The 22,750-nt window shown below is 55.3% G+C and carries 18 protein-coding genes; 6 read left to right on the forward strand and 12 right to left on the reverse strand.

Annotation, left to right across the window (positions count from 1 at the left end; genetic code table 11):
• Position 1: 1 nt before the first annotated feature.
• Together VHE34_RS05760 and VHE34_RS05765 are read left to right on the forward strand one after the other, a co-directional pair.
• Positions 2–2,254 carry a TonB-dependent receptor gene (locus VHE34_RS05760; protein ID WP_325585575.1) on the forward strand — a complete coding sequence of 751 codons (2,253 nt, stop codon included), beginning with the start codon at positions 2–4 and terminating at the stop codon, positions 2,252–2,254.
• Between the two features lie 111 nt (positions 2,255–2,365).
• Positions 2,366–4,255: a CocE/NonD family hydrolase gene (locus tag VHE34_RS05765; RefSeq protein ID WP_325585577.1), complete on the forward strand. Its 1,890-nt coding sequence runs from the start codon at positions 2,366–2,368 to the stop codon at positions 4,253–4,255.
• 2 nt (positions 4,256–4,257) lie between these two features.
• On the opposite strand, the gene VHE34_RS05770 is transcribed toward VHE34_RS05765, so the two are convergent.
• Together VHE34_RS05770 and VHE34_RS05775 are read right to left on the reverse strand one after the other, a co-directional pair.
• Positions 4,258–5,754, reverse strand: coding sequence for a S8 family serine peptidase (locus VHE34_RS05770; RefSeq protein WP_325585579.1), 1,497 nt, complete (start codon positions 5,752–5,754; stop codon positions 4,258–4,260).
• Positions 5,755–5,874: 120 nt separating this feature from the next.
• Complete coding sequence (locus tag VHE34_RS05775) at positions 5,875–6,315, reverse strand: hypothetical protein (protein ID WP_325585581.1); 441 nt, start codon at positions 6,313–6,315, stop codon at positions 5,875–5,877.
• A gap of 121 nt (positions 6,316–6,436) precedes the next feature.
• Between VHE34_RS05775 and VHE34_RS05780 the strand changes: the two genes are divergently transcribed.
• The gene (locus tag VHE34_RS05780) at positions 6,437–7,024 is read left to right on the forward strand and encodes a class I SAM-dependent methyltransferase (protein WP_325585583.1); all 588 of its coding nucleotides are present in this window, start codon (positions 6,437–6,439) and stop codon (positions 7,022–7,024) included.
• On the opposite strand, the gene VHE34_RS05785 is transcribed toward VHE34_RS05780, so the two are convergent.
• The 9 genes from VHE34_RS05785 to VHE34_RS05825 all read right to left on the reverse strand — a co-directional run bounded on the left by VHE34_RS05785 (position 7,021) and on the right by VHE34_RS05825 (position 18,682).
• Positions 7,021–9,483: a TonB-dependent receptor gene (locus VHE34_RS05785; protein ID WP_325585585.1), complete on the reverse strand. Its 2,463-nt coding sequence runs from the start codon at positions 9,481–9,483 to the stop codon at positions 7,021–7,023. The two genes, VHE34_RS05780 and VHE34_RS05785, sit on opposite strands and share 4 nt — an antisense overlap.
• A gap of 26 nt (positions 9,484–9,509) precedes the next feature.
• Entirely contained in the window at positions 9,510–12,098 is a 2,589-nt protein-coding gene (locus VHE34_RS05790; protein WP_325585588.1) for an outer membrane beta-barrel protein, read from the reverse strand.
• 45 nt (positions 12,099–12,143) lie between these two features.
• Positions 12,144–12,845: an ABC transporter ATP-binding protein gene (locus VHE34_RS05795; RefSeq protein ID WP_325585590.1), complete on the reverse strand. Its 702-nt coding sequence runs from the start codon at positions 12,843–12,845 to the stop codon at positions 12,144–12,146.
• A gap of 196 nt (positions 12,846–13,041) precedes the next feature.
• On the reverse strand, positions 13,042–13,491 hold the full coding sequence (locus VHE34_RS05800) for a Fur family transcriptional regulator (protein ID WP_325585592.1): 450 nt from the start codon (positions 13,489–13,491) through the stop codon (positions 13,042–13,044).
• Positions 13,492–13,554: 63 nt separating this feature from the next.
• Complete coding sequence (locus VHE34_RS05805; RefSeq protein ID WP_325585594.1) at positions 13,555–13,866, reverse strand: hypothetical protein; 312 nt, start codon at positions 13,864–13,866, stop codon at positions 13,555–13,557.
• A 117-nt stretch (positions 13,867–13,983) separates the two neighbouring features.
• On the reverse strand, positions 13,984–15,174 hold the full coding sequence (locus tag VHE34_RS05810; protein ID WP_325585597.1) for a GTP-binding protein: 1,191 nt from the start codon (positions 15,172–15,174) through the stop codon (positions 13,984–13,986).
• A 60-nt stretch (positions 15,175–15,234) separates the two neighbouring features.
• Entirely contained in the window at positions 15,235–15,648 is a 414-nt protein-coding gene (locus VHE34_RS05815; RefSeq protein WP_325585599.1) for a Fur family transcriptional regulator, read from the reverse strand.
• A gap of 74 nt (positions 15,649–15,722) precedes the next feature.
• Positions 15,723–18,170 (reverse strand): ABC transporter permease, encoded by a 2,448-nt coding sequence (locus VHE34_RS05820; protein ID WP_325585602.1) that lies wholly within the window; start codon positions 18,168–18,170, stop codon positions 15,723–15,725.
• 113 nt (positions 18,171–18,283) lie between these two features.
• On the reverse strand, positions 18,284–18,682 hold the full coding sequence (locus VHE34_RS05825) for a Fur family transcriptional regulator (protein WP_325585604.1): 399 nt from the start codon (positions 18,680–18,682) through the stop codon (positions 18,284–18,286).
• Between the two features lie 328 nt (positions 18,683–19,010).
• Here VHE34_RS05825 and VHE34_RS05830 point away from each other — a divergent pair, with 328 nt between their 5' ends.
• From VHE34_RS05830 to VHE34_RS05840, 3 genes are read left to right on the forward strand one after another with little or no spacing between them, the layout of a single operon-like run.
• A complete protein-coding gene (locus tag VHE34_RS05830; RefSeq protein WP_325585607.1) occupies positions 19,011–19,709 on the forward strand; it encodes a type 1 glutamine amidotransferase domain-containing protein in 699 nt (232 codons plus the stop codon).
• 4 nt (positions 19,710–19,713) lie between these two features.
• Positions 19,714–20,544 (forward strand): enoyl-CoA hydratase/isomerase family protein, encoded by an 831-nt coding sequence (locus VHE34_RS05835; RefSeq protein ID WP_325585609.1) that lies wholly within the window; start codon positions 19,714–19,716, stop codon positions 20,542–20,544.
• A gap of 10 nt (positions 20,545–20,554) precedes the next feature.
• Positions 20,555–20,971 (forward strand): heme-binding protein, encoded by a 417-nt coding sequence (locus VHE34_RS05840; protein WP_325585611.1) that lies wholly within the window; start codon positions 20,555–20,557, stop codon positions 20,969–20,971.
• A gap of 127 nt (positions 20,972–21,098) precedes the next feature.
• Here VHE34_RS05840 and VHE34_RS05845 read toward each other — a convergent pair whose 3' ends face one another.
• Positions 21,099–22,748, reverse strand: a complete 1,650-nt coding sequence (locus tag VHE34_RS05845) for a PepSY-associated TM helix domain-containing protein (RefSeq protein ID WP_325585613.1) — start codon at positions 22,746–22,748, stop codon at positions 21,099–21,101.
• Positions 22,749–22,750 lie beyond the last annotated feature (2 nt).

Below are 22,750 nucleotides of genomic sequence, written 5' to 3' on the forward strand. Positions count from 1 at the left end.
TATGTTGCTGACAGTGGCATCGGTCAGCGTATTCGGGCAAACCAAAGGAAAAGTGATCGACTCAAAAACCGGTGAACCTATTGCCGGGGCCACCGTTAAAGGTATAGAGACGGTTACGACGGATACGTATGGCAATTTTGTCGTAAAGGCAGAAACGGAAATTACCGTTACCCATATAGGATATGAAACCAAAACCGTTCAAGCCGGTAAATCCCCTTTAACAGTTGCCCTTTTCCCGTCGACAGCACAACTGGCGGAAATCAGGGTAAGTGCTTTTAACTCCAATCGCAAATTGCTGGATGTGGCGGCGCCGGTGACAGTGCTTGGTGAACGGGATCTCGACAAAGGCGACAACTTCAGCATCGTTCCGGTGCTCAACTCCGTTCCCGGCGTGCGACTGGATTATTACACACTTAATGACTATCGCATCAATATAAGGGGTTCCATTCTGGGAACGTATAGTGTTCATGGCGATGGGTATAAGACGTATTGGAATGATATCCCGTTCACGCCCGGCAGCGGCGGCGGCGTTTTGGGATCTATCGACGTAAATGCTTTGGACAACATAGAGGTCATCCGTGGCCCCGGGAGCAGCCTGTATGGAGCAGGCATTGGCGGCGTCCTATTGCTGACTACCAAAAAGGCAGACCACAACGAAAACAGCGTTTCGTTCGACGGATCCATCGGCAGCTATGGCGCCAGGCGATTCACGACCAGCATAAAAAACGCCACGGACAAGACCAATGTATTTGCTCAGTTCACGGATATCGAATACGATGGCTACCGGACCGGCGGCTTCAGCAATTCCAAATATGTAACGCTTGGCGCCCAGTTCTATCATAGCGAAAAAAGCACTTCTACGCTGCTGGCGGGCTATCAGATCCGTCGGGGCGGCATTTCCGGAAACTTGGACAGCGCTGCCGCCGCCAAAAACCCCAGGCAGGCCAGTACCCTTCCGCCGACCGGATATGGCCCGCAACAATACTCCATCGGCTATGCCAATAAATACCGTTTCGACAGCAAATGGTCGAATACCTTCTCGGCCAATCTTACCGACGATTTCGGCGCCACGTTCGTGCTGGTATATCCTTACTTCAGCATCTGGGAAAAATATCCTTCCAAAGACCTGTTCTTCCGCAATACCACCACGTATAATTCCATGTGGGGAAAGACAGGCGTCAAAATCACTTTCGGGGCGGAATATACCAACACCCTTGACGAAACAAAGTACTTCAAGGGCAGTTTCGACAGCACGATAACGGAAGATCGCAGGGATATTACCAGCGCCTTCATCGGGTTCGCACAAGCCGAACTATCCTTTCCGCACGACTGGATCCTGACAGCAGGTTTGAGCTACAACAATTATTTCTACCGGCTCCAGTCATTCATCCATCCATCCGATCTGGAACGGCACGCCGATAATGTAAGCCCGCGGATCTCGCTGCTAAAGAAGATCAATGACGATGTCTCCGTATATGGCAGCTATAGCCGTGGCTTCACGGCGCCGCAAGGCGGGCCGCTGGGCGACTTTTTTAACGCCGACGGCACTGTAAATGCCAATCTGAAGGCTACGCTGGGAAGCAATTACGAGGCTGGCATCAAGGCCGCTTCCCGGAACCGAAAGCTGTATGCGGAAGCCAATGTGTATCAATTTAACCTTACGAATGCGATAGTACCTGTCCTGGTACCGGTATCCGGGGTATCCATTGCAAAAAATACAAATGCAGGAAAGATCGATGAGTTCGGCATAGAAAGTTCAGCCGGATACAACTTTGTCATGGACGGGACAGGGTTCATCAAAATGGCGGGAATAAAGGCCTCATACACTTATAACCACTACATCTACAAGGATTATAAAACCTATGTACAGGTAGGGTATCCACCGGTGAACGTAGATGCGGACTACCGGAACAACGAAGTTCCCGGAGCGATCCCGCACACCGTGACGGCTTCCGCGGACATCAATACGGCGCCCGGCTTTTATGCCAGCGCATCTTACTACAGCTATAGCAAGCAGCCGCTCAACAATGCCAACGACAGCTATTACAAGGCTTTCTCGCTGCTCAATATAAAAGCTGGTTTTCGCCGCCGGCTGGGTAATCGCTTCGAGGGGAATATCTATGGCGGGATCAACAATGTGGGCAACACTCATTATTCCGGGCTGATCGAATACAACGAAGCAAACCGGCAATATTTCAACCCTGCCGCCAACGTAAACTATTATGGCGGGATAAGCGCCAGGCTTATTTTATAATGGCAGGCGGCCGGCTCACCTGCTTTGCTTATATCCTACCGGACGGCGCCACCGAATGGGAAAACCGGATTATTGCAATATATTTGCATTAATCAAAAATCGATCGACCAAATGAAGAGATGTCATGCCGCCTTATTTTCATTGTCAGTATTGCTTTTTTCTTATGGCGCCCGGGGCCAGGGGCGCTCCGGAGAAGGCGCCGCCTATGTCAAGGATCATTACACGAAACAGGAAGTATACATCACGATGCGGGATGGCGTCAGGCTGTTTACGGCTATCTACACACCCAAAGATGCGTCCGCGGACAAAAAATACCCCATCATGATGCAGCGTACGTGCTATAGCGTCTCTCCTTATGGAGAGGACCGGTATCCATCCCGGCTGGGTCCTTCGGACTCCATGATGAGGGACGGCTACATTTTCGTTTACCAGGATGTGCGGGGCCGCTGGAAGAGCGAGGGGATCTGGACCAATATGACGCCGGTTATCGACGACAAGAAAAGCAGGAAAGACGTCGATGAGGGTTCGGATACGTACGACGCGATCGACTGGCTGGTGAAGCATACCGCCTATAACAACGGACGCGTCGGCCAGTGGGGGATCTCTTATCCCGGCTTTTACACGGCTGCCGGGATCTTATCGAATCATCCCGCGTTGAAAGCCTCTTCGCCGCAAGCGCCGATCTCCGATTTCTTTTTCGACGATTTTCACCACAACGGGGCCTTCCTCGAGAGCTATATCTTTACCTTTCCCGTGTTCGGCGTCCAGAAAACGGACACCACCAGCAAGGCCTGGTATGAAGGCCAGTTCATCAAGCCCACCACCCGCGATGGCTACCAGTTCCTGCTGGATGTTGGGCCGCTCGTGAACTTCGACCGGTGGTACAAGGACAACTTCTTCTGGCAGGAAACGGTCAAGCACCCCAATTATGACGAATTCTGGCAAAAACGATCGCTTCCCGGACATTATAAAAAGATAATGCCCGCGGTAATGCTGGTCGGAGGCTGGTTCGATGCCGAAGATCTCACGGGTCCCCTTGCCATACACAAGGCGATAGAACGATCGGACCCCGAGGCGTATAATACCCTCGTCATGGGGCCGTTCGGTCATGGCCGGTGGTCGAGAGAGACGGGACATACCCTGCACAGCAATGTGTATTTCGGGGACAGTATAGCGACGTTCTATCAAAACAATATCGAGGCCAGGTTCTTCCGGCATTTTCTAAAGGAATCCGGGGACAGGAATTCGGGTTTGCCAAATGCCTATATGTACAATACGGGCAAAAAAGAATGGCAGACCTTCGACAAGTGGCCCTCCCCCGCCGCGGTCCATCAAAAGCTTTATTTGAACGATGACGGCCGGTTGGCCTTCAATCCCCCATCCCGCGAGGCAGCCGATTCCTTTGTCAGCGATCCGATGAAACCCGTTCCGTATACCGAGGACAACACGACCACGGAAGGTTTTACGCCGCACAATTACATGAGCGAAGACCAGCGTTTTGCGGGCCGCCGCCCGGACGTGCTGGTATACCAGACAGATGTGCTGCAGGAGGATGTCACGCTTGGCGGCGAGATCATGTCCCACCTGGACGTGTCCACTACGGGAACGGATGCCGATTGGTTCGTGAAACTGATCGATGTCTATCCCGCCGACGAGCCCAACAGTCCCTATCAACCCAATAAGAACATCCTGATGGCGAATTATTGGCAAATGGTGCGCTCGGAGATCATGCCCGGGCGTTTCCGGAATAGTTACGAAAAGCCTGAGCCTTTCGTGCCCGGCAGGAAGACGGAAGTAAAATTTCGCCTGCAGGACGTGCTGCATACCTTCAAAAAAGGCCATCGCATCATGATCCAGGTGCAAAGCACCGCCTTCCCGCTTTTTGCCCGCAATCCGCAGAAGTTTTTGCCCAATCCCTATAAAGCCTCGCAGGCCGACTATATTAAGGCTACGCATACGGTCTACAACGATAGTTATATCGATGTGGAGGTACTGAAATAAGGCTACGGGTTCCGCCTTGGATGGATCGCCGCCGATGACGCCATTGCAGCTGCTTGTTCCAGCGCGTTACAGGCATTTACGATCCCCCCGCTCCTGCATAGCTCGCTGAAAGGGACATGCGTCGCACAACCCCCTTTGAAAAGCAGGATGGGATGATCGACTTTTACCACGGAGCGGAGGATAACGTCCTTCACCTGGTTGGCGTTCAAAGCGGGATAATATTCCCGGATCAGGGCGGCCAGACCCGCCACCACGGGCGATGCCGTATTGGCGCCGTCATAATAGGCATACCGGGAACCCGGGATCGTTGAACAGATCTGCACACCGGGGGCAAAGACGTCCACCGCCGTCTTTCCATAGTTGGAAAAAGACGCTTTCAACGTCGAATCGTCATTGGGCCCAGAAGCTCCGACGACGATCCATGCGCCTGCCTCGCCGCCGTCTGCATACCGGCGATTCGGAAAGAGCGCCACCGAATCCAGGTCCGCGTTGTCATTGCCCGCCGCCTGCACGATCACTACATCTTTTTGCATCGCGTATGCCACCGCCCGGTCTACCGCTTCTTTATCCTGGCTATATCTTTTCCCGAAGCTCATGTTGATCACTTTCGCTCCATGGTCGGCGGCATAACGGATGGCATTGGCGACATCCTTGTCCCGTTCGTCCCCGTCGGGAACGGCCCGCACGGTCAGGAGGCGGATGCAGTCGGCCACGCCGGAGACGCCGATCCTATTGGTCCGGTCCGCGGCGATGATCCCCGCCACATGGGTCCCATGGCTCGCGTCGGGACCCTGGACATCCGCATTCCCATAATCCCGTTGGTCGGAATTGAAATAGTCGTCGCCGACCCATAACGCCCGTGGATCGTAGCCCCAATTCAGGTGATGCTCCACCAGGTTGATAAAATGTTCCATGGCAGGAGCAAAATCATTGTTCCTGAAATCCGGATAACCTCTTCCCCCGGCGATTACTCCGCGAACCACGTTCGTAACATACGCTTCTCCCTGCCCCTGCGGTTTGAAATCCTGCAAGTCCTTTAACGTCGGAGTATCCTTGCCGATCTTTTTCACCACGCTATCCAACACCTTTTCAAACCACCGGATATTTTCCAGACGCTGCCTGGCTTCCGTCAATTGCCGGTTCAGTTCCCTCTTTTCCTCCTGGTATTGCCGCCAGGCCGCCAATTGTTGGCCGGTGAAGGCCGTACTATCTCTGCCCTCGTATTGCAACATTTGCTGCCGCACCTGCCGGGTCAGCTCCAGGTTGTCATAATGCAGGTTGCCTTTCGCCGATCCGATATAATCCCAACCGTATGTTCCGTCATCGCCTTTTTTGGGCCGGGGATTTCTCCAAAGCACATTTCTCAGGTCCTCGTGCAAGGTATCTATTCCCGTGTCGATCACGGCTACGATCACCGTGTCGGGGACCTTGCCTTTAAGCAGCTCGTTATAGGCCCGTTCGGTACTGATGCCAAATACGCCGTCGGATCGCAGGTCCATGTTCTGCCAATTCGGACGCTGCCGGGCAATGACAACCTGCACGCAAGCCATCGCGGTTAAAAAACACACAAACCGTCTATGGACTAAAATTGCCATTGCTTTACCAACAGAAAAGGCCGGTTATTGGGAAATATCCTCTGCGTCCTCGATGACGTAGTAAAATTGATGGATATCGGTGGAGTTCAATCGAAGCCTGCCGCGGAACGTCTTATAATTGTCGATGAAGTATCGCTTGCCTTTTGACTTGAATTTAACGGTCATGACGGATGCGGGCCCGGCCTTGTTACAAAAATAGCAAGCCGCGTAGGGGTTGGCCGAGAGAGCGATGAAATTCCTGTCCTTATCCACGGGGACGACATACCCTTCCACTTCGACCATCTGGCCATCCAGCCTTTGTAATGCCGGTGGAAATTTCGGGAATAGCATATAGCCCTTCACCTCCTGGATATACTTTTCCTCAAAAGGAATATTTTGCAACGTGTCCCAGGAAACCTTCACGGCTCCCCCATCCTTGATGGTGACAAAAAGGAGGACCAGTGCAAGGCATGCTTTTCCGAACATAGACGGATAGTGGTTTGATTATTCAAAAAATGCATCCAGGTTGTAAATATAAGGACTTTGCCCTAGCTAATGCAACTTAATTGCAATAATTTTGATGGCCGGGGAACTACTATTCACCGCTATGCATATCGAACTTGACCGCCGAAGCCGGCAGCTTCCTTCTCAAACGCTGCTCGACGCATTGATGCAGATGGGCGAAATAGCCGCGCCGCATTTCGCGAACGATCTCGGCTGCGGAGCCGGCCCGGACGCCGTGGAATTGGTGAGCAGGGGTTGGCAGGTACTGGCTATCGACAAAGACCAGCGATTCGTCGACCGCCTGAGGGAGAAGGATGTCAACGGCCCGTTAACGGCCAGGGTGCAGCAATGGGAAAACCTGAGCCTGCCGCCCGCCGACCTCGTGAACGCCAGCTTTTCGCTTCCTTTTTGCCGCCCGCGATATTTCCTCCGGTGCTGGAACACTATCCGCGAAGCCATTCTTCCCGGTGGATTTTTCAGCGGGCATTTCTTCGGCGTCCATGACGAATGGTCCGACCGGGCGGCGATGACCTTCCACCGGAAGGAGGACATGTTCACGTTGTTCCGGGACTTCGATCTGCTGCGCCTGGAAGAGATCGAGGAAGAGGGAACGGCGGCAGGGCTCGCCAAGCATTGGCACCTGTTTGCGGTTGTCGCCCGCAAACGGGAAGCGGCGGGACTCGCCGGCTAAAAGCCGGCGATCATCTTTACCCCGATGTTTCGTCCCATATTGTAAATTCCCAACCGTCCATTGGGAGAAGCACTGTAATATTCGAAATACTTCAGCCGGCTGAGGCTGCTTTGATAGGCGGTGTTCAGCAGGTTGTTCGCCTGGAATTGCAGTTGCAAGGACTGGGTGTGTGTATAGAAGATCGTGACCCCGATAGAAAGATTCATCAGGGCGTAGGAAGCAGTCGGAGTTTCGGTGCCGTACAGGGCGAGATACCGGTTTTGCGACGCGTCATATTCCAGCTCCGCCTTGCCGGTCACCGACCGGACCAGTTTCGATCGGATCGTCGTCTCCCGGACGACGCCGCTTGTCCAGCGGGCAGGCGGGATCAACGGAAGGTATTCCCCCTGCACGCCTTTGCCTTTATAATCTTCTTTGGAATTCACGCCATAAGTCAGCACCAGGCTGTTGTCGAAGGCAACACCGGGCCAGCCGGCGGGGTGGAAGCTGAATGCGGCCTCGAGTCCATAGAGCCGGGCGGCCGCCTGCTGGTATTGGAAGGTCTTGTTGCCCTGGGCGTCCACCCGCGGCCGGCCGGCCATGTCCACCTGTTGGCTGAGATAGATGTAATGCCCGATATGGTTGTTAAAGACGCTTACCGAAAAGCTCCACTGCCGGAATTCCCCGTCAACGCCCAAGTCCTCTTCCAGGCTGAACTCCGGTCCAAAATTCCGGTTCCCGAGATAGACGATATGCGCGCCGGGGTCGAGCCCATTGGAAGCGATCTCCGTAATGTTTGGGCTTCGATAGCCTCGGGCGATATTCGCTTTGAGGTTGATGCACCGGCCGATCTGCCAGGCCATCCCCGCGCTGAGCGAAAGGCCGCTGAATACTTTGTCCAGCGCGGGAAATTGCAGGGAGGCGCCAGTGGTGTCCGGCGCATGCGCCTGGCGGGAAAAATCGGTGGCCGGGTCGGCCGCGACATAAAAATTGTTGCTCCGGATATGCCGGGTGTCGAATCGCAGCCCGCCGCTGAAGGTCAGCTGCCGCTGTTTCCATTTCCCATAAACGAAGCTGCCGGCATCCAGCAGCCGGTAATCGGGTATCGGGAAATCCGTCGCCTGCCTGCTCTTGTTGTTTTGGATCATTCCGTTGACGCCGGCCGTGACATCCAAACCCTCTGCTACCGGGTAGGTATACCTGACGCCATAGTTCACGGTGTTCAGCCGGACGAACAGTCCCGCCTGGCCGGGTTCGGTAGGGTGATCGTATTCCCGGCGGATATTCTGCTGGAAACCGGCCGTGGCATCCAGCTCACCGTTCCCCAACCGGTAATGGCTATTCGTGTACAGCCGGTAGTGTTGGATATGCTGGTGCAAAGGGCTTAGCACATAGCTGTTAAGATCATGACCGGATACAATGGGCCGGTTCTTAATGTCATCTGCGTCTCCTTCTGCTACCTGGCGGGTAAACCGGCGCGTCAGCGAATCCCGGCTTCCGTCGGGTATCCCCTGCAAATTGTTATAAGCAGTGGCGTTCAACGTGGTCGTCCCTTTGGCGGAAGCATAACCCGTCGATATCGACACATTCGCTTCCCGGAAACCCGTGTTGTACACCCTCCCATCGACCGCATTGGTGTAATTCTTCGCCAGGCGGTAGGAGCCGCTCGCGGCCCAGCGCCAACGGCCGTCGTTGAATCCCAGTCGAAGGGCATTCCCGATGAGACCGTTATTGCTTTGATATTCGCCCAACAGCCGGCCGTGCAGCCGGCCGTCCTTTTCCCTCGGCAACCAGGGAAAAAGGCTGACGACGCCTGCCACCGCATCCGACCCGAATTGAAGGCTGGCCGGGCCTTTTATCACCTCCGCTTTATCGATATTGTAGGCATCCACCTCGATGCCATGCTCATCCCCCCACTGCTGTCCCTCCTGGCGGACACCGTCGTACAGGGTGAGGACCCGGTTGTATCCCAGGCCCCGGATAAAGGGCTTTGAAATATTCGGCCCCGTCTTCACCGAATTAAGCCCGGGCACATTCTTCACCAGCGCGTCGATGACATTTGACTCGATGGCTCCGTCGATCTTCCGGGAGGATACCGCGACGATAGCCACCGGGTTTTCCCGGACCAGGGTCGCCCTGGAAACACCCGTGACGACGATCTCGTTCAGCATGGCCTGGGACGGCGCCAGGTCGAAATCGACGACGGACTTTTCCCCTGCCGCCAGGATCACCTTTCGCAAACCGTCCTGGTAACCCACATGCGATACCCGTAGGGTACCCTTGACCGGGGTGTCAAGCCTGAGCCTGTAGAACCCATTGCTGTCCGAAAGCGTGGATCGGGTCCCAACCCCGATGGTAGCGCCGGCCAGCGGATGCCCGTTGCCGGTAATCCTTCCCTCGATGGAAACGGGCGGCGGCTGTGCGCCTGGATGCAACGTCCCTAAAATGAGCAACAGCGAATAACATAAGCGAGATACCATAAAAAATTTGTTGAGCGTGAAATAGCTTACAATCGTTGTTGTTCTTCCAGCACATGTTCTTTACCGGTGTTGAGCGTTCCCCCGAGGTGAAACACCAGGCTAAGCCGGATCCGCCTGCTGTCGGGAGTATGATAATAACTGACGTTGGCGGCCGGGCTGAGGGAGGTGCCGGAATAGCGGATCGTGTGGAAGAGGTCGGCCACGGCCAACCGCACATCCAGCTTTTGCGCGTAGAAGCTTTTTTTCAGGCCGGCATCGGCCGTAAAATAATGATGAATGATATACTGCCCGGCAAGGGACGGACTGGTATAGTGCGCCTGGATATCCAGCGTTACACCTCCCGGCAGCCGAAAGTGCTGGTCCGTGCTGAGATCGACAGTTGTCTTTCGGGAATGGAACGGCCCCGCGGCAGACAGGTAGGCCAGGGTTTGCCGATAGGCTTCCACGATGGCATTCATCTCCCAGAATCGCCCCGCATGCGCCGGCAGCACCAGCTGCACATCGAACTGTTCCCGGTAGGAAAAATTCACATCCGAGATTGTCAGGTTGCCGCTGGCCGTGTCCTGTACCGGCGATTCCATGATGGGACCATCCGTCCGGTCATACCCGAGGGTCAGCAGGTATACGCTCCGATAACTGTAGGTTAACGATCCTTTCCAGGTCAATTCCGGCCGGAGGTAAGGATTGCCCACGGCATAAGAATATTTGTCCAGGAAGTACCGGGAAGGGTTCAGCTCGCTGTAGTCCGGGCGATTGATCCGTCTGCCGATGGAAAGGTCCAGCTTGCTAACCGCGGAAAGCCGCCGGGAGGCCGCAAGACTGGGAAAAAGATCGAGGTAGTTGCGTTTGGTATCCGAAGTCGTAGCGCCGATCGTGTCGACAACCACAGCTTCCGAACGGGTATGTTCGATCCGAATACCCGCTTCCAGGCTGGCGTTCTTCCATTGCCGCGCCAGCGACAAATAGCCGGCATACACTTGCTCCGTATAAATGAAATGATTGCTCAGGACCGGCGAATAAACCAACACACCGCTCAGCAGCGAATCGTACACAAAGTTATTGTCCGTCCGCACGAAACCGTATTTTCCCCCGGCGCGAAGTTCCATATGGCCAATGGGATATACGAGATCGGATTTTAGCGAACGTATGCGGATGTGACTGGGTTGTTGGAAAAACAGCAGCTGGTAAGGCTGAAGTGGCTTATCATCGGTGTCATAGAGGCCATTGCCGATAAATCCCGATGAATTGTTCCGGTAATCGGCCATATCCGCGTCCGCCTTCAGCAGTTTTCCGGCGGTGTCCAGTTTCAGCCGGTAGTTGAGGTTGAAAGCATTATCGCGTGTAGGAACCTCGGTATTGTTGGCGTTTTGCACCACCCCAGTCACCTTGTTCAACTCGTCCCGCAACCAGGTAGGTCCCTGGCCGATCCGCTTCCAGTCGTTGGAGTAGCCGCTGTACACAACGCCGATCTCCTGCCGGCGATCGAGCGTGAGATCCACACCCGCCTTATAACTGCGGGCCGTAAGGACGTTGGGATCGTCCGAATGCCGGTCGTACAGCGTGATCGTGTCGTTGTTGCTGAGCCGCCGAAGGCTGGTGCGATGCAACAGGCCATGGTCATACCGGTAATTGAATGCGCCGTAAACATTCCATCTTCCGGTGCTGAGATTTCCCGTTAGCCCATCCGCCGACTGGAGGTACCTCCCGGCGCCGATGCCGGCGGTGATCGCCGCCGCATAACCCCGCCGGGCGCTTTTTCGCGTCACGATATTGATCATTCCACCATTCCCCGACGCATCGTATTGCGCTCCCGGCGTGCTCAACAGCTCGATTTTCCCGATGCTCTCCGCCGGCATTCCCTTCAGGAGGGCGGTGAGCTGGGCGCCCGACAAGTACGTCATTTTCCCGTCCACCAGGACATTGATGGAAGCCGACCCTTTCAGCAGGATATTTTCGTCGGCGTCTATCCGGATCCCCGGCAGCCGCTGCACCAATTCGAACGCCGAGCTACCGCCGGCGGTGGCATCGCTTTCGACGTTGAGCGTCAGCTTTCCCGTGGCGGCTTCGACGGGTTTTCGGCGAGCCGTCACATTGATCTCGGCCAGGCCGCCGTACCATCGTTGAAGGATCAGTGTCGGCAACCGAAGCGATATTCCTTTGCCGATCTGCAGCATGTTCGTCAGCGTTGGACGATAGCCCGCAAAGCTGGCTGTCAACTCGTAGCTGCCGGCTGCGACGGCGCTGAAAGCAAATACGCCATTGGTGTCCGTCAGTACGCTCACCCGCCTCGAGATGTCGGTTAGGGAATGGAGGACTACTGTAGCCCTCCGCATCGGCTGTCCCTGCGGATCCGTCACCTTTCCTTCGAGGGCTCCGACGGCCGGGGCCGCCCGCTGCTGCGGCGACTGGGAAAAGACAGGCAGCGATATACAGGCCGCCAGCGAGAAAGCCACCGTCGCATATAGGAGGGCGTGGCCGGCCGTCAGGATATACCGGCCGCCCCTAAGCGGGCTTAGCCGGTATGATCCATCAGGCTGACCGAACCATGAACCTACTGCATGCGATGGTGCCCCAGGCTGAACTTTTCCGGCCTGCTCGCGCCCGATGCTTTTCACTATGAATTTTTTTTGCCATTGCCGGCCGCGCCGGCTCATCGCAGGTTATTTTGAAATGGTTTCCAGGTAAAGCTTTTGCAGGTCACCGGCGGTGATATCGACCGAGCGCAGGCGATGGACCATTTCACCCTCCCGCATGATACCGATATGAGTGCCGATGGCGACGGCATTGAAAATATCATGGGTCGCCATGAGCACCGCCCCACCTTGCGCCGAAAAGCTCTTCACCAGTACCGTGAATTCTTCGATCGCTCTCGGGTCCAGCCCACTGGTGGGCTCATCCATCAGCAGGGCCCCGGCCTTTTTTGCCAGCGCGATGGCGATGCCCACCTTTTGCCGCATGCCTTTTGAATAGGTAGCCATGCGCCGGTGGCAAGCCTCTACCTGTAAACCGGCTTGTTCGAGCATTCGCTCCAACTGACCGGTGCGGTACCGGAATCCTGCTAGCCTGCTGAAGAAATCGAGGTTCTCCACGCCCGTCAGCGAAGGGTACAGCTGCACTACCTCCGGAATATAAGCCAGGTGCTTCTTCGTCTGAAGGGGCTGCCGGCTTACGCTGATGTCATTGATCCATGCCTCTCCACCGGAAGCCGGAAGAAACCCCAAAAAGATATTCAGGGTGGTGGATTTACCCGCGCCGTTTCCGCCCAGCAGGCAAAAGACTTCGCCGGCGGCTACCTCGAGGTCGACGCCATTCAGGGCAACGACATCATCGTACTGCTTGGTTAGCTTCTCCGCTTTCAGCATGGTCGAGGGATCTTTTTGGATGAGCCCCGGAAGAAAAGGATCTCGCGGGCGCCGGCGTGGCTATCGATGAAGAAGCCGGGTTCGCCGCGTTGCGCTGAGTGCGCGGGGGCGAACAGCTCACCACGAAAAGCGCAGCAGACGTCATCGCGATCTTGGTCCGGGATGAAAAAATAGCATGCATATGGTTGCCTTTGATTTATGCCGTTTTCCGGCTTTTAGCCAACGGGCTGTTTCTCTGTTTGCAGGAGCTGCATCTTCCTCGCATGATCAGGTCCCGCTGGTTCATAGTGAAGTCTTTGGGTAGCTTTACCGAAGGAATGCCGATATCCTCAAGACAGTAAGACTTGCCACAGTCGTCGCAAATGAAATGTACGTGATCAGGCGATTGCCGGAGTCCCTTTCCCGGGCACAACGCATAGACCACGGTCGGATCAGGTGTCGGTACGCAATGAATGATGCCTTTTTTGCAGAAGACCTGCAGGTTCCTGTAAATGGTTACCCTGTTGATCGACCTGGCCAGGTTGCCTTCGATATCGGCGCCGGTCAAACCGTCGCTTCTTGAATTGAAAAGTGCAAGCATCTGCATCCTGGCATCTGTGATCAGCAGCCGGTGCTTCCTTAGCACCGCCGAAAAATCTTCATTCATGGTGATTGGGTTGTCTTACCACTGGAAAAATCAGCTGGGAACTGCCCCATGGGCATAAGGAGATTACACGTTACCGGCGGCGGGGGGCCCTTTGTTAACAGATGCGCGGGGGCAAGCGGACGGTATCCCGCCAGCAATATCCGTGAAGCAGACGAGCGTCCACTCTTTATGAACGATCAATTGAATACAACCCGGTGCGGCCATGCCCGTGGGCTGGAACGCGAGATGCTCGCAAAAAAAACATCGCTCCCCGATCGAGGCATGGTGACCGGCATTTTGCCGGAGGTCACCATGTGCCCGGGAATAGTGCAGCCATTGAGCGGACATCGACAATAGCAGCATCAACAGCAATATGATCGCCTTCGTGGAGCGCATTGTTAGGAGTAGAAGCCGATTCCTGCAACTAAGTTGCAATTAATTCTTGAAAAAAACAACAAAACCTGCCTTTATCAGGCGCCAGCCGGCTCCGCCGGTTGGGACACGGTCAAAATTTCATAATTGGGGAAATTCATCCTTCCAGGTTATTTTCTTCCAGCGCCTGGCTTCCTCGTCCGTAAGCAGGCAGGCCCGGATCGCCCTGAGGCATTTGCCGGAATCGAGATCCTGGCCGATAAAGACCAGCTCATTCAGGCGGTCGCCCCACTCTTTGCTCCAGCGCGATTCGATCAGGCGGCGATTGTGGGCAAAGGAAGGATAGCGGATCCGCTCCGCATAAGGCATGCTTGCCCACCAGACGCCGGCGCTTTCTACCCGAAGGCTGCCCCCCGCCTGGCTGAAATTCACCGCCGTTGCCGGCCTGGACGCCAGCCAGAAAAGCCCCTTTGCCCGGATGATATTGCCGGGGTACCGGTCGTTGAGAAAATGCCACCATCGCTCCGGATGAAAAGGACGAGGGTCCCGAAAGACAAACGACGAAATACCGTATTCCTCCGTCTCCGGGGTATGCGGCCCGCCCGCAAGCTCCCTTATCCAGCCGGCCGACTGCTGCGCCTTTTCAAAATCGAAAAGCCGGGTATTCAAGATCGCGGCTGGTTCAATGCGGCCGAATTCCGAGCGGACGACCCTGGCTACGGGGTTCAGCCTTCGCAAGGTGGCTTCCAGCAAAGAGGCGGTTTCCGCCGGGACAAGGTCGGTCTTGTTCAATACCAGGACATCGGCAAACTCCACCTGGTCGGTGAGAAGATTGACGATGGTGCGGGCATCGTCCTCCGCTGCCAGGCCCCGGTCGGTCAGGACCTCGGAGGATGAAAAGTCCTTGAAGAAATTCAGGCAGTCCACCACCGTCACCATCGTATCGATGTAGCTGAACCGGGAAAGGTCTATCTTCCCATCTTCGGCGGCAAAATGGAAGGTCTGAGCCACAGGAACAGGCTCGGAGATCCCAGTGCTTTCAATGAGGAGGTAGTCGAAGCGGTTCTCCGCCGCCAGCTTCTCCACTTCCCGTATCAGGTCCTCGCGAAGGGTGCAGCAGATGCAGCCATTGCTCAGTTCCACCAATTTCTCTTCGGTCCGGGACAGCACATGCTCCCGTTCGACCAGCTGCGCGTCGATGTTCACCTCGCTCATGTCATTGACAATGACCGCTACCTTCAGGTTCGATTTGTTGTGGAGAACATGGTTGAGAAGGGTGGTTTTCCCCGCGCCTAAAAATCCGCTGAGAACCGTTACAGGCAGCTTCTTCATTATTGCACTTTTGTTGCAATAATAACCATTTCTATCCGGATAATTGCATCAAAGTTGCAATTATTTTTGCCTTCCGCCTTGACGGTTCGTTTCCTGGCCGGGAGCACATTTGCGGCAGTAGCCCGATATCCAGTAGTTGGAGATAAGTCCTGTATAGCCTTCCGGCAATTTGGGGCGGACATGGTTGGGCAGACACTCCACCGTATCGCAGTGAAGGCAGCGAAAGTGGATATGATCGTGAGAATGATGCTCCGGGCTGCATCCCCTGCACAGGGCATAGTAATATTTTCCCTCGTCGGACATGAACTTATGCACGATTCCATCCTCGCAAAATCTGTTCAGCACCCGATAGATCGTCACCCTGTCCATTTGTCCCCGCACACGATCTTCCAGGAAATCCTGGCTCAGCGCGGAGGAATATCTTTCCAACAAATGCAGGACGATCTCTTTCGACGCCGTATTTCGTCTGTTCACGGTAACTCGCTTTCAGCAAAGATACAGCAAAACCCGCAGATGCAACATAATTGCAGTTACCCCGCTCACCCGGTTCATTCCGCCCTCAAGGTCTTCACCGGGTTGAGCATTGCGGCTCTCACCGCCTGAATGCCGACCGTCACCAGGGTAATGCTCATCACCAGCACTCCGGCTAGTGAAAAGCTCCACCAGGGGATGGCAATGCGGTAGGCGAAGTCTTCGAGCCATTGGCTCATGACCCACCAGGCGAGCGGAAAAGCGATGAGCAGGGAGAACATGACCAGTCGCATAAATCCTGCGGTCAGGAGCAGGACGACTCCCGACACAGGCGCGCCAAGCACCTTCCGGATCCCAATCTCCTTCACCCGTTGTTTAGCCGAATAGGATGCGAGGCCAAACAGGCCGAGGCAGGCCAGCGCGATCGCCACGGCGGAGAATAGATCCATGATCTTTCCCAACCGGAGCTCGGATGTATACAATCCGTTAAAGGCCTCATCGAGAAAATGGTATTCGAATGGAATTTCCGGCACGGCCCTTTTCCATTTTGACGCCAGGAAAGCGATGGTTTCCGGCAGGCGCCGCCCGGTGATCCGCACCAGCAGCTTCCGGCCACGCATCTCAGGGAACAGGATAAGAGGACGGATGCCATAGTGGAGGGACTGGTAATGAAAATCCTCCACGACGCCCTTGACATAGCCGGATCGGGTGCTGTCCAGGAACAAGCGCTTTCCAATAGCCTCCTGCGGCGACCAGCCGAGCGCGCGCGCCGCCGATTCATTGAGGATAAAATGCATTAGAGGTGTTATGGTATTGCCCGGAACCGTACCGATGCCCCTGCCCGGCGCCCAGATCCCGGTGGCCGTAAAATCAGCGGGCTGGGCGTCGCGCATATCCTCCAATGTAATATTGTTGCCGGCGATAAGCCGGATCCCTGTCGTCGGAATGAAGTCGGGATCGATCGGATTGCCGGCAACGGCCAGCTTCTGTTCGGTAGACATCGACGTCGACCGGATCGAATAGGAAGCGGAAATAGACACCGGCGACTCTGTGCAATGGCTCAGGCTGATCACCTCGGGGTTGGCCAGCAGCTCCGCCTTCATATAGTCCAAATGGGTCAGCAGGTGCTTGCCCATCGGCATCTCCACCACATGTTCCCGGTCATAGCCCAATCGCTTGTGTTGAATATAGTTCAACTGCCGCTGCATGACAAACGTCGAAACGAGGAGGAATACCGAAAGGACGAATTGAAAGATCATAAGCACCCGCCGAACGGACCGGCCTCCGGAGGTTTTGGCAAAAGCCCCCTTCAACACCTTGACTGGATGGTAACGCGACAGCACGAAGGCCGGGTAGGCGCCGGCCAAAACACCCACCACCGCCACGATAACCAGCACCAGGGCCACGAAAGGCGGGGAAAAAAGGACGGCGGCCGGCAGCCGGCGGTCTGATAGCCGGTTCAACACGGGCAGCGTCGACAGAACGGCCACCAGGCTTAACAGGGCAGCGATGGCGCAAATCAAAAGAGATTCCCCCACGAACTGCCGGAACAGCCCCCCTCCACTCGCCCCGGCAACCTTTCGGATACCCACCTCCCGTGCCCGGTCCATCGACCGCGCCGTGCTCAGGTTGATATACGTGGAACACGCGATGACCAGGATCAACAGGGCCACCCCCGCCAGGATATAAATGTAGACGATGCTCATGCCAGGCTCCAATCCCGGGAAGTCCGAATGAAGATGGATACCGAGGAACGGCTCCAGCGGAAAATTGATAACGACCCCCTGGCCCATCATCTCCGTTTTCAGGAAGGCAGCGATCTTCGGCGGAAGGGTTGTGAAGTCCTTCGGGTCTTTCAGTAGCAGATAGGTAAAGCAGTTATGGGGCAACCAGGCATTGTCCTGGTTTTCATACAGGGATGAGAAGGAGGCAAGAAGATCGAACTTGATCTGCGAATTGGAGGGACAGTCCGCCATCACGCCCGTCACCTGGTAATAGACGCTGTCCGTCCCTATCATCAGCTGTTTACCCACCGGATCCCCAATGCCGAAGTAACGGCGGGCCGTCGATTCGGTGAGCACGACCTTATTGGGTCCCGACAGCGCCGAATGCCGGTCTCCCTCCAGCAGGCGAAAGCTGAAAAAGTCGAAAAAGGTCGAATCCGCATATAGGAAATGCCTTTCCCAAAACTGTTTGTCCCGGTAAACCACGATCCGGTTGGGATCCGTCATCCGAACGGCCGATTCGATCTCGGGAAAGACACGTTTGAACGTGGTCGCCACTTTGGTGCTCGTCGCGCTGCCGCGCTGCACCCCGGCGCCCCCGCCGAATCCGTACTCCATATCCACCCGCGCGATGCGCGGCCCCTTAGTCTCGAAGTCATCGTAGCTCAACTCATGAAGGATAAACAGGCTGATGAGCAGACAGGCCGACAGGCCGATGGTCAATCCCAATAGGTTGATCCCGGCAACCAGCGGATACTTCCGCATGTTGCGAACCGACATAGTCAGCCAATGGCCCATCATACAGTTGATTTTTGCACCCGACGAGGCTGTAACTTAAGTTTTATTGCAACTTGGTTGCAATAAAATGGACCGGCGGTCATCCTTGCCGCTTGGACGGCAACTTCCGCATTCTGCTACTCCGTTTCCCGAAGATGCTTTTTGGAGCATTTGCCGCAATAGCCCGACACCCAGTAGTTGGAGATCAACCCCCGGTAACCTTCCGGCAACTTGGGTCGTACCAGGTTCGGCAGGCACTCGACCTTCTCGCAGTGCAGACAGCGAAAATGAACATGATCGTGGGAATGGTGATCTTTCGTGCATTTTTTGCACAAAGCGTAATAGTATTTCCCCTCGTCCGACATGAATTTGCGCAGGACACCATCCTCGCAGAACCGGTTCAGCACCCGATAGATCGTTACCCGGTCCATTTGCCCCTTGACCTTGTCCTGCAGCACATCCTGGCTAAGCGCGGAGGGCGACTTTTCCAGCAGATGCAGCACCATTTCCTTTGCTGCCGTGTTGCGCCTGTTCATTGTCTGTAATTTATTGCCAAAGATACGCAAAAAGGATCAGATTGCAACATAATTGCAATTGTAACGCTGATTCATAAAGGACTAATTGACCGGGCGATCGATGAAATTAGATACAATGCTGCCAGGATCGCGACCGGAACTTTTACATTCGACTCTTCGACAGATGGATTTGTTCGCACAGCCCTATGGGACCAACTTTTCTTCCACGGGAAATTGAGAATTGACGAAATGCCGTGGATTTGTTCGCCATGAAGATGATGTTGCATTTGAATTTCAAATCTTTACGACTGGCACTCGCTTTGGTCTATCTCATGAAATTTTATCAACCATGGAATTCAAAAAAATCTTATTCGTGGTGACGAGCCATGACCAGTTGGGCAACACAGGCCGCAAGACAGGAATTTGGATCGAAGAGTTTGCTGCGCCGTATTATCATTTCCTCGACGCGGGGAAGGAGATAACGATCGCTTCACCGAAGGGTGGTCAGGCGCCGATCGACCCGAAGAGCAATGAGCCCGGGAACCGGACGCCCGCCACCGTCCGTTATTACAACGATCCGGCAACGATCAAACGCCTGAGCAATACCGTGAAAATCAGCTCGGTCAATGAAAGGGATTTTGATACCGTATTCTATCCTGGTGGCCACGGTCCGATGTGGGATCTCCCTGACGACAAAGACTCGATCCACTTGCTGGAAAGCTTCAACCGGGCCGGAAAGGTGATGACCCTGATGTGTCATTCGCCTGTCGCTTTGAAGAATGTCAAAGGGATTGACGGGGACTGGCTGATCCGTGGAAAGCGGGTGACAGCCTTCACCAACGGCGAAGAATCGGAAGCGGAGCTGACCTGGGTTGTCCCTTTCCTGCTCGAGGATATGTTGAGGAGCAGAGGTGCGAATTATCTGAAAGGAGAGAACTGGCTGCCGTTCGTCACCCGGGACGGCAAACTGATAACCGGGCAGAACCCGGCTTCTTCCGTGCTCGCCGCACAGACCGTAATGGATGTTTTTGAACGTATGAAACAATGATACCATGATGGACAAATTAATATCGCTCGCCAAAGAGTCACCCGAGCTCTGGCGCGTCACCTTGAACAACCCACCGGTGAATATCTTCGGCCCGAAATCGATCCCGCAAATGGAGGAAGTCATCACGGCGTTGGAGACCGACTCCCGGGTGAAGGTGGTTATCTTCGAAAGTGCGATCGAAGGTTTTTTCATGACGCATTACGATTTTGTTTCACCCGCCGAGGAGACCAATATTCTTCCCCCAGGACCGACAGGACTACTGCCCTGGCCGGACCTACTCGTCAGATTGAGTCGGTTGCCCGTAGTATCCATAGCCAAGATCCGAGGGCGTGCTACCGGCTGCGGTAGTGAGCTTGCCCTGGCCTGCGACATGCGTTTCGCCAGCAGGGAAAAAACCATCATGGGGCATTTCGAGGTTGGGGCTGGGATCGTGCCCGGAGGCGCACCCATGGCCAGACTGCCGAGATTGATGGGCCGGGGCCGGGCGCTCGAGATCCTTCTGAGTGCGAATGATTTTCCGGGTGACCTTGCAGAGAAGTATGGATATGTCAACCGGGTATTTCCCGACGCTGAGCTCGATGCCTTCGTCGACAATCTGGCCAAACGCATTGCTTCTTTCCCCCGCCAGGCACTTAGCGAAACAAAACGTTTCGTCGATGTAGCCAGCCTTCCGCCCGACTATGAGATTGGCGCGGAGATGGTTGTCTGTGGTGCGTCCATCGCCCGGCCGGAGACACAGCGGAGGATCAAACTATTATTGAGCTGGGGGCTCCACAAGGCCGGGGACATTGAGACACGTCTCGGCTACCATGTGGGACAACTGGGAAACGCCTAAAAAAAGACTCATGAACCTTTCTTTGGAACAGGCTGAAACCGCCATTAAAGCGGCAAAAGAAAAAGCCAGGCAGTTGAGCTGTCTGCAAAATATCGCCCTGGTGGACGCCGGCGTCAACCTCGTGGCCTTCGCCCGGATGGACGATGCGTGGATCGGCAGCATCGATGTCGCCTTGCGCAAGGCCAAAACGGCCCGGTATTTCAACATGGAAACCGGGGAACTCGGTAAGTGGTCCCAACCGGGAGGGCCGGGCTGGCAGATCGAGCATTCCAATGGCGGCCTCATCACTATCCCAGGTGGGATCCCTATCAAAAACAAGAACGGTGAGATCATCGGGGCCATCGGAGCTTCCGGTAGTACGGCTGAGAATGATCATGCGGTGGCGCAGGCCGGGGCCGACGCAATAAATAGCGCAGCTTCTTTATAGTATTTGAGGTTAATGGTCAGCCCCGTGGCTTTTTTGAACACCCGCGCAAGGTTCCTTTCGCTCGTGTTTGCCAGGCTGTGCGCGGGGAAGGACAAGATGCGGACATTTTAGGACAAGCCGGAAATGCTCAAACCTTCTTCCGAAAAAAGAAGAAGAAACCCACAAGCACCAGCACGATCTGCCCGAAAGCCCAAAACATCGTACTCCAGTCCCGCACGGTCTTACCACCCCAATCCATAAAATGATGCTTATGGAACACTGAAAAGCTATACCCTTCGGCATAGTCGGCGTTATCCACATGAGCGGCGAGTTCACCGCTGCATGTCTCCACATATACCCGCTCCTTCTTTTCGCCCCCATAGCTCACCTTCCATACGGGCAACCGCTTATCGGAAAAATTATACTCATCCCCAAAGGCGGTGACAGGCGAAACCTCGATCGCCTCCGCAATCGGCCTGCCGGAGAACTTCGCTGCCAACGCCTCCGCATATTTCTTTTCGCCTTCTGCAAGCAAAGTATAATCTCCCGGATGGATATAATACACGGGCGCCATCGCAGCTTTTCCTTCCTTCATGAGGTCCTTCCGGCCGCTGGCCTTCTCCGATACCACGCTGACCCGCCAATAGACATCCCCGCCGATCCGCGCCAGGCCGATATTGGTCATCGGTCTACCCACTGCAGCCTGCAACCGGCTCCACTCGGGATGCATCCCCGCAACGGCAAAATGCACAGGCAGGTTCACCGCCTCCGGCGGCGCCACCAGCTGGGTAAACGCATGATAGGCGCCGCTGAAAGTCCACATCAGGGTAAATAAGACCGCCACGATCGACACTACCCGATGCGCGCGCCGAATCCCCTTTGTCTTCCTGCGCGTCGTAAAGAAAAGCCACACGCCCAGCACGGACGTAAAAAATGCCAGCCCTGCCACGCAGAAGATCACCGCCAGCCTGCCCTTCCCAAACCAGTCGAGCCAACCCCAGGTATGACAGATGCGGAAGAAGGTGTCAAACGCCGCGCGATTCTTATCCATCGCAAAAGAAAAGCGGTCCTGTGTCGTCTCCACATAGATTCTTATCCTATCCTTTCGCTCGAAATCCACTCGGTATACAGGTAGTAACCGGTTGATGCTCTTATACTCGTTATCATAGCCCTTCAATAACGACACATTTGACACCTTCGCACCCCGTACCGGGTTCAGCACGCACTCCGTAGCCGCGCCACAGCAGTCATGCGCCATACTCGCCTTCTCCGCCGGCATGCCCGTCATCGCCGTCACCGGCATCGCCGAACCCGTCATCTCCGCCGCCGCTCCGTCACGCGCCATCCCGTTCATCGCACCGGCCGCTTCCTGTTTCCCCGCCATCTCCCCCGCCGCCTTCCTGTCCTCCTTTGACGCTCCAGCCCCCTCCAAAAAATATCTCGCCAGCCACTGCGCATACAACCAATCCCCCATCGGCAGGACATTCCCATTCGTACAACTCAGGTATACCGGCTCCCCCCCGGCACCGGCGGGACGTACCTGGTAGAACCAGTTGGTGTCGATATGCACCAGCCGAACCGCTGTGACCGAATCGATATGCCTGCGGCGTAATGCCGAGTCCAGCGACACATGGATCCGCGAGGTATCCACTGCCACGGCCGCATAGCCCTGCGTCGCCACAGCCGGCCGGATATTGGTCATAATCGGATGCATTAGCCCGCTCGAAGCCCAAAGCAACAACGGCAAGGCGATAAGGATCGACAACCGCCGGTGCAGTAAGTATAGTTTCCTCTTCATAA

Origin of the sequence: Puia sp. (assembly GCF_035546395.1) — a bacterium.
Lineage (GTDB): Bacteria > Bacteroidota > Bacteroidia > Chitinophagales > Chitinophagaceae > Puia.

Excerpts from the sequence above, each read along its gene's own strand:
- VHE34_RS05845 (WP_325585613.1), bottom strand. The coding sequence starts at position 22,748 with ATGAAGAGGAAACTATACTTACTGCACCGGCGGTTGTCGATCCTTATC.
- VHE34_RS05825 (WP_325585604.1), bottom strand. The coding sequence starts at position 18,682 with ATGAACAGGCGCAACACGGCAGCAAAGGAAATGGTGCTGCATCTGCTG.
- VHE34_RS05770 (WP_325585579.1), bottom strand. The coding sequence starts at position 5,754 with ATGGACCTGCGATCCGACGGCGTATTTGGCATCAGTACCGAACGGGCC.
- VHE34_RS05805 (WP_325585594.1), bottom strand. The coding sequence starts at position 13,866 with ATGCGCTCCACGAAGGCGATCATATTGCTGTTGATGCTGCTATTGTCG.
- VHE34_RS05785 (WP_325585585.1), bottom strand. The coding sequence starts at position 9,483 with ATGGTATCTCGCTTATGTTATTCGCTGTTGCTCATTTTAGGGACGTTG.
- VHE34_RS05810 (WP_325585597.1), bottom strand. The coding sequence starts at position 15,174 with ATGAAGAAGCTGCCTGTAACGGTTCTCAGCGGATTTTTAGGCGCGGGG.
- VHE34_RS05800 (WP_325585592.1), bottom strand. The coding sequence starts at position 13,491 with ATGAATGAAGATTTTTCGGCGGTGCTAAGGAAGCACCGGCTGCTGATC.
- VHE34_RS05795 (WP_325585590.1), bottom strand. The coding sequence starts at position 12,845 with ATGCTGAAAGCGGAGAAGCTAACCAAGCAGTACGATGATGTCGTTGCC.
- VHE34_RS05830 (WP_325585607.1), top strand. The coding sequence starts at position 19,011 with ATGGAATTCAAAAAAATCTTATTCGTGGTGACGAGCCATGACCAGTTG.
- VHE34_RS05840 (WP_325585611.1), top strand. The coding sequence starts at position 20,555 with ATGAACCTTTCTTTGGAACAGGCTGAAACCGCCATTAAAGCGGCAAAA.
- VHE34_RS05835 (WP_325585609.1), top strand. The coding sequence starts at position 19,714 with ATGATGGACAAATTAATATCGCTCGCCAAAGAGTCACCCGAGCTCTGG.
- VHE34_RS05775 (WP_325585581.1), bottom strand. The coding sequence starts at position 6,315 with ATGTTCGGAAAAGCATGCCTTGCACTGGTCCTCCTTTTTGTCACCATC.
- VHE34_RS05780 (WP_325585583.1), top strand. The coding sequence starts at position 6,437 with ATGCATATCGAACTTGACCGCCGAAGCCGGCAGCTTCCTTCTCAAACG.
- VHE34_RS05820 (WP_325585602.1), bottom strand. The coding sequence starts at position 18,170 with ATGATGGGCCATTGGCTGACTATGTCGGTTCGCAACATGCGGAAGTAT.
- VHE34_RS05760 (WP_325585575.1), top strand. The coding sequence starts at position 2 with ATGTTGCTGACAGTGGCATCGGTCAGCGTATTCGGGCAAACCAAAGGA.
- VHE34_RS05765 (WP_325585577.1), top strand. The coding sequence starts at position 2,366 with ATGAAGAGATGTCATGCCGCCTTATTTTCATTGTCAGTATTGCTTTTT.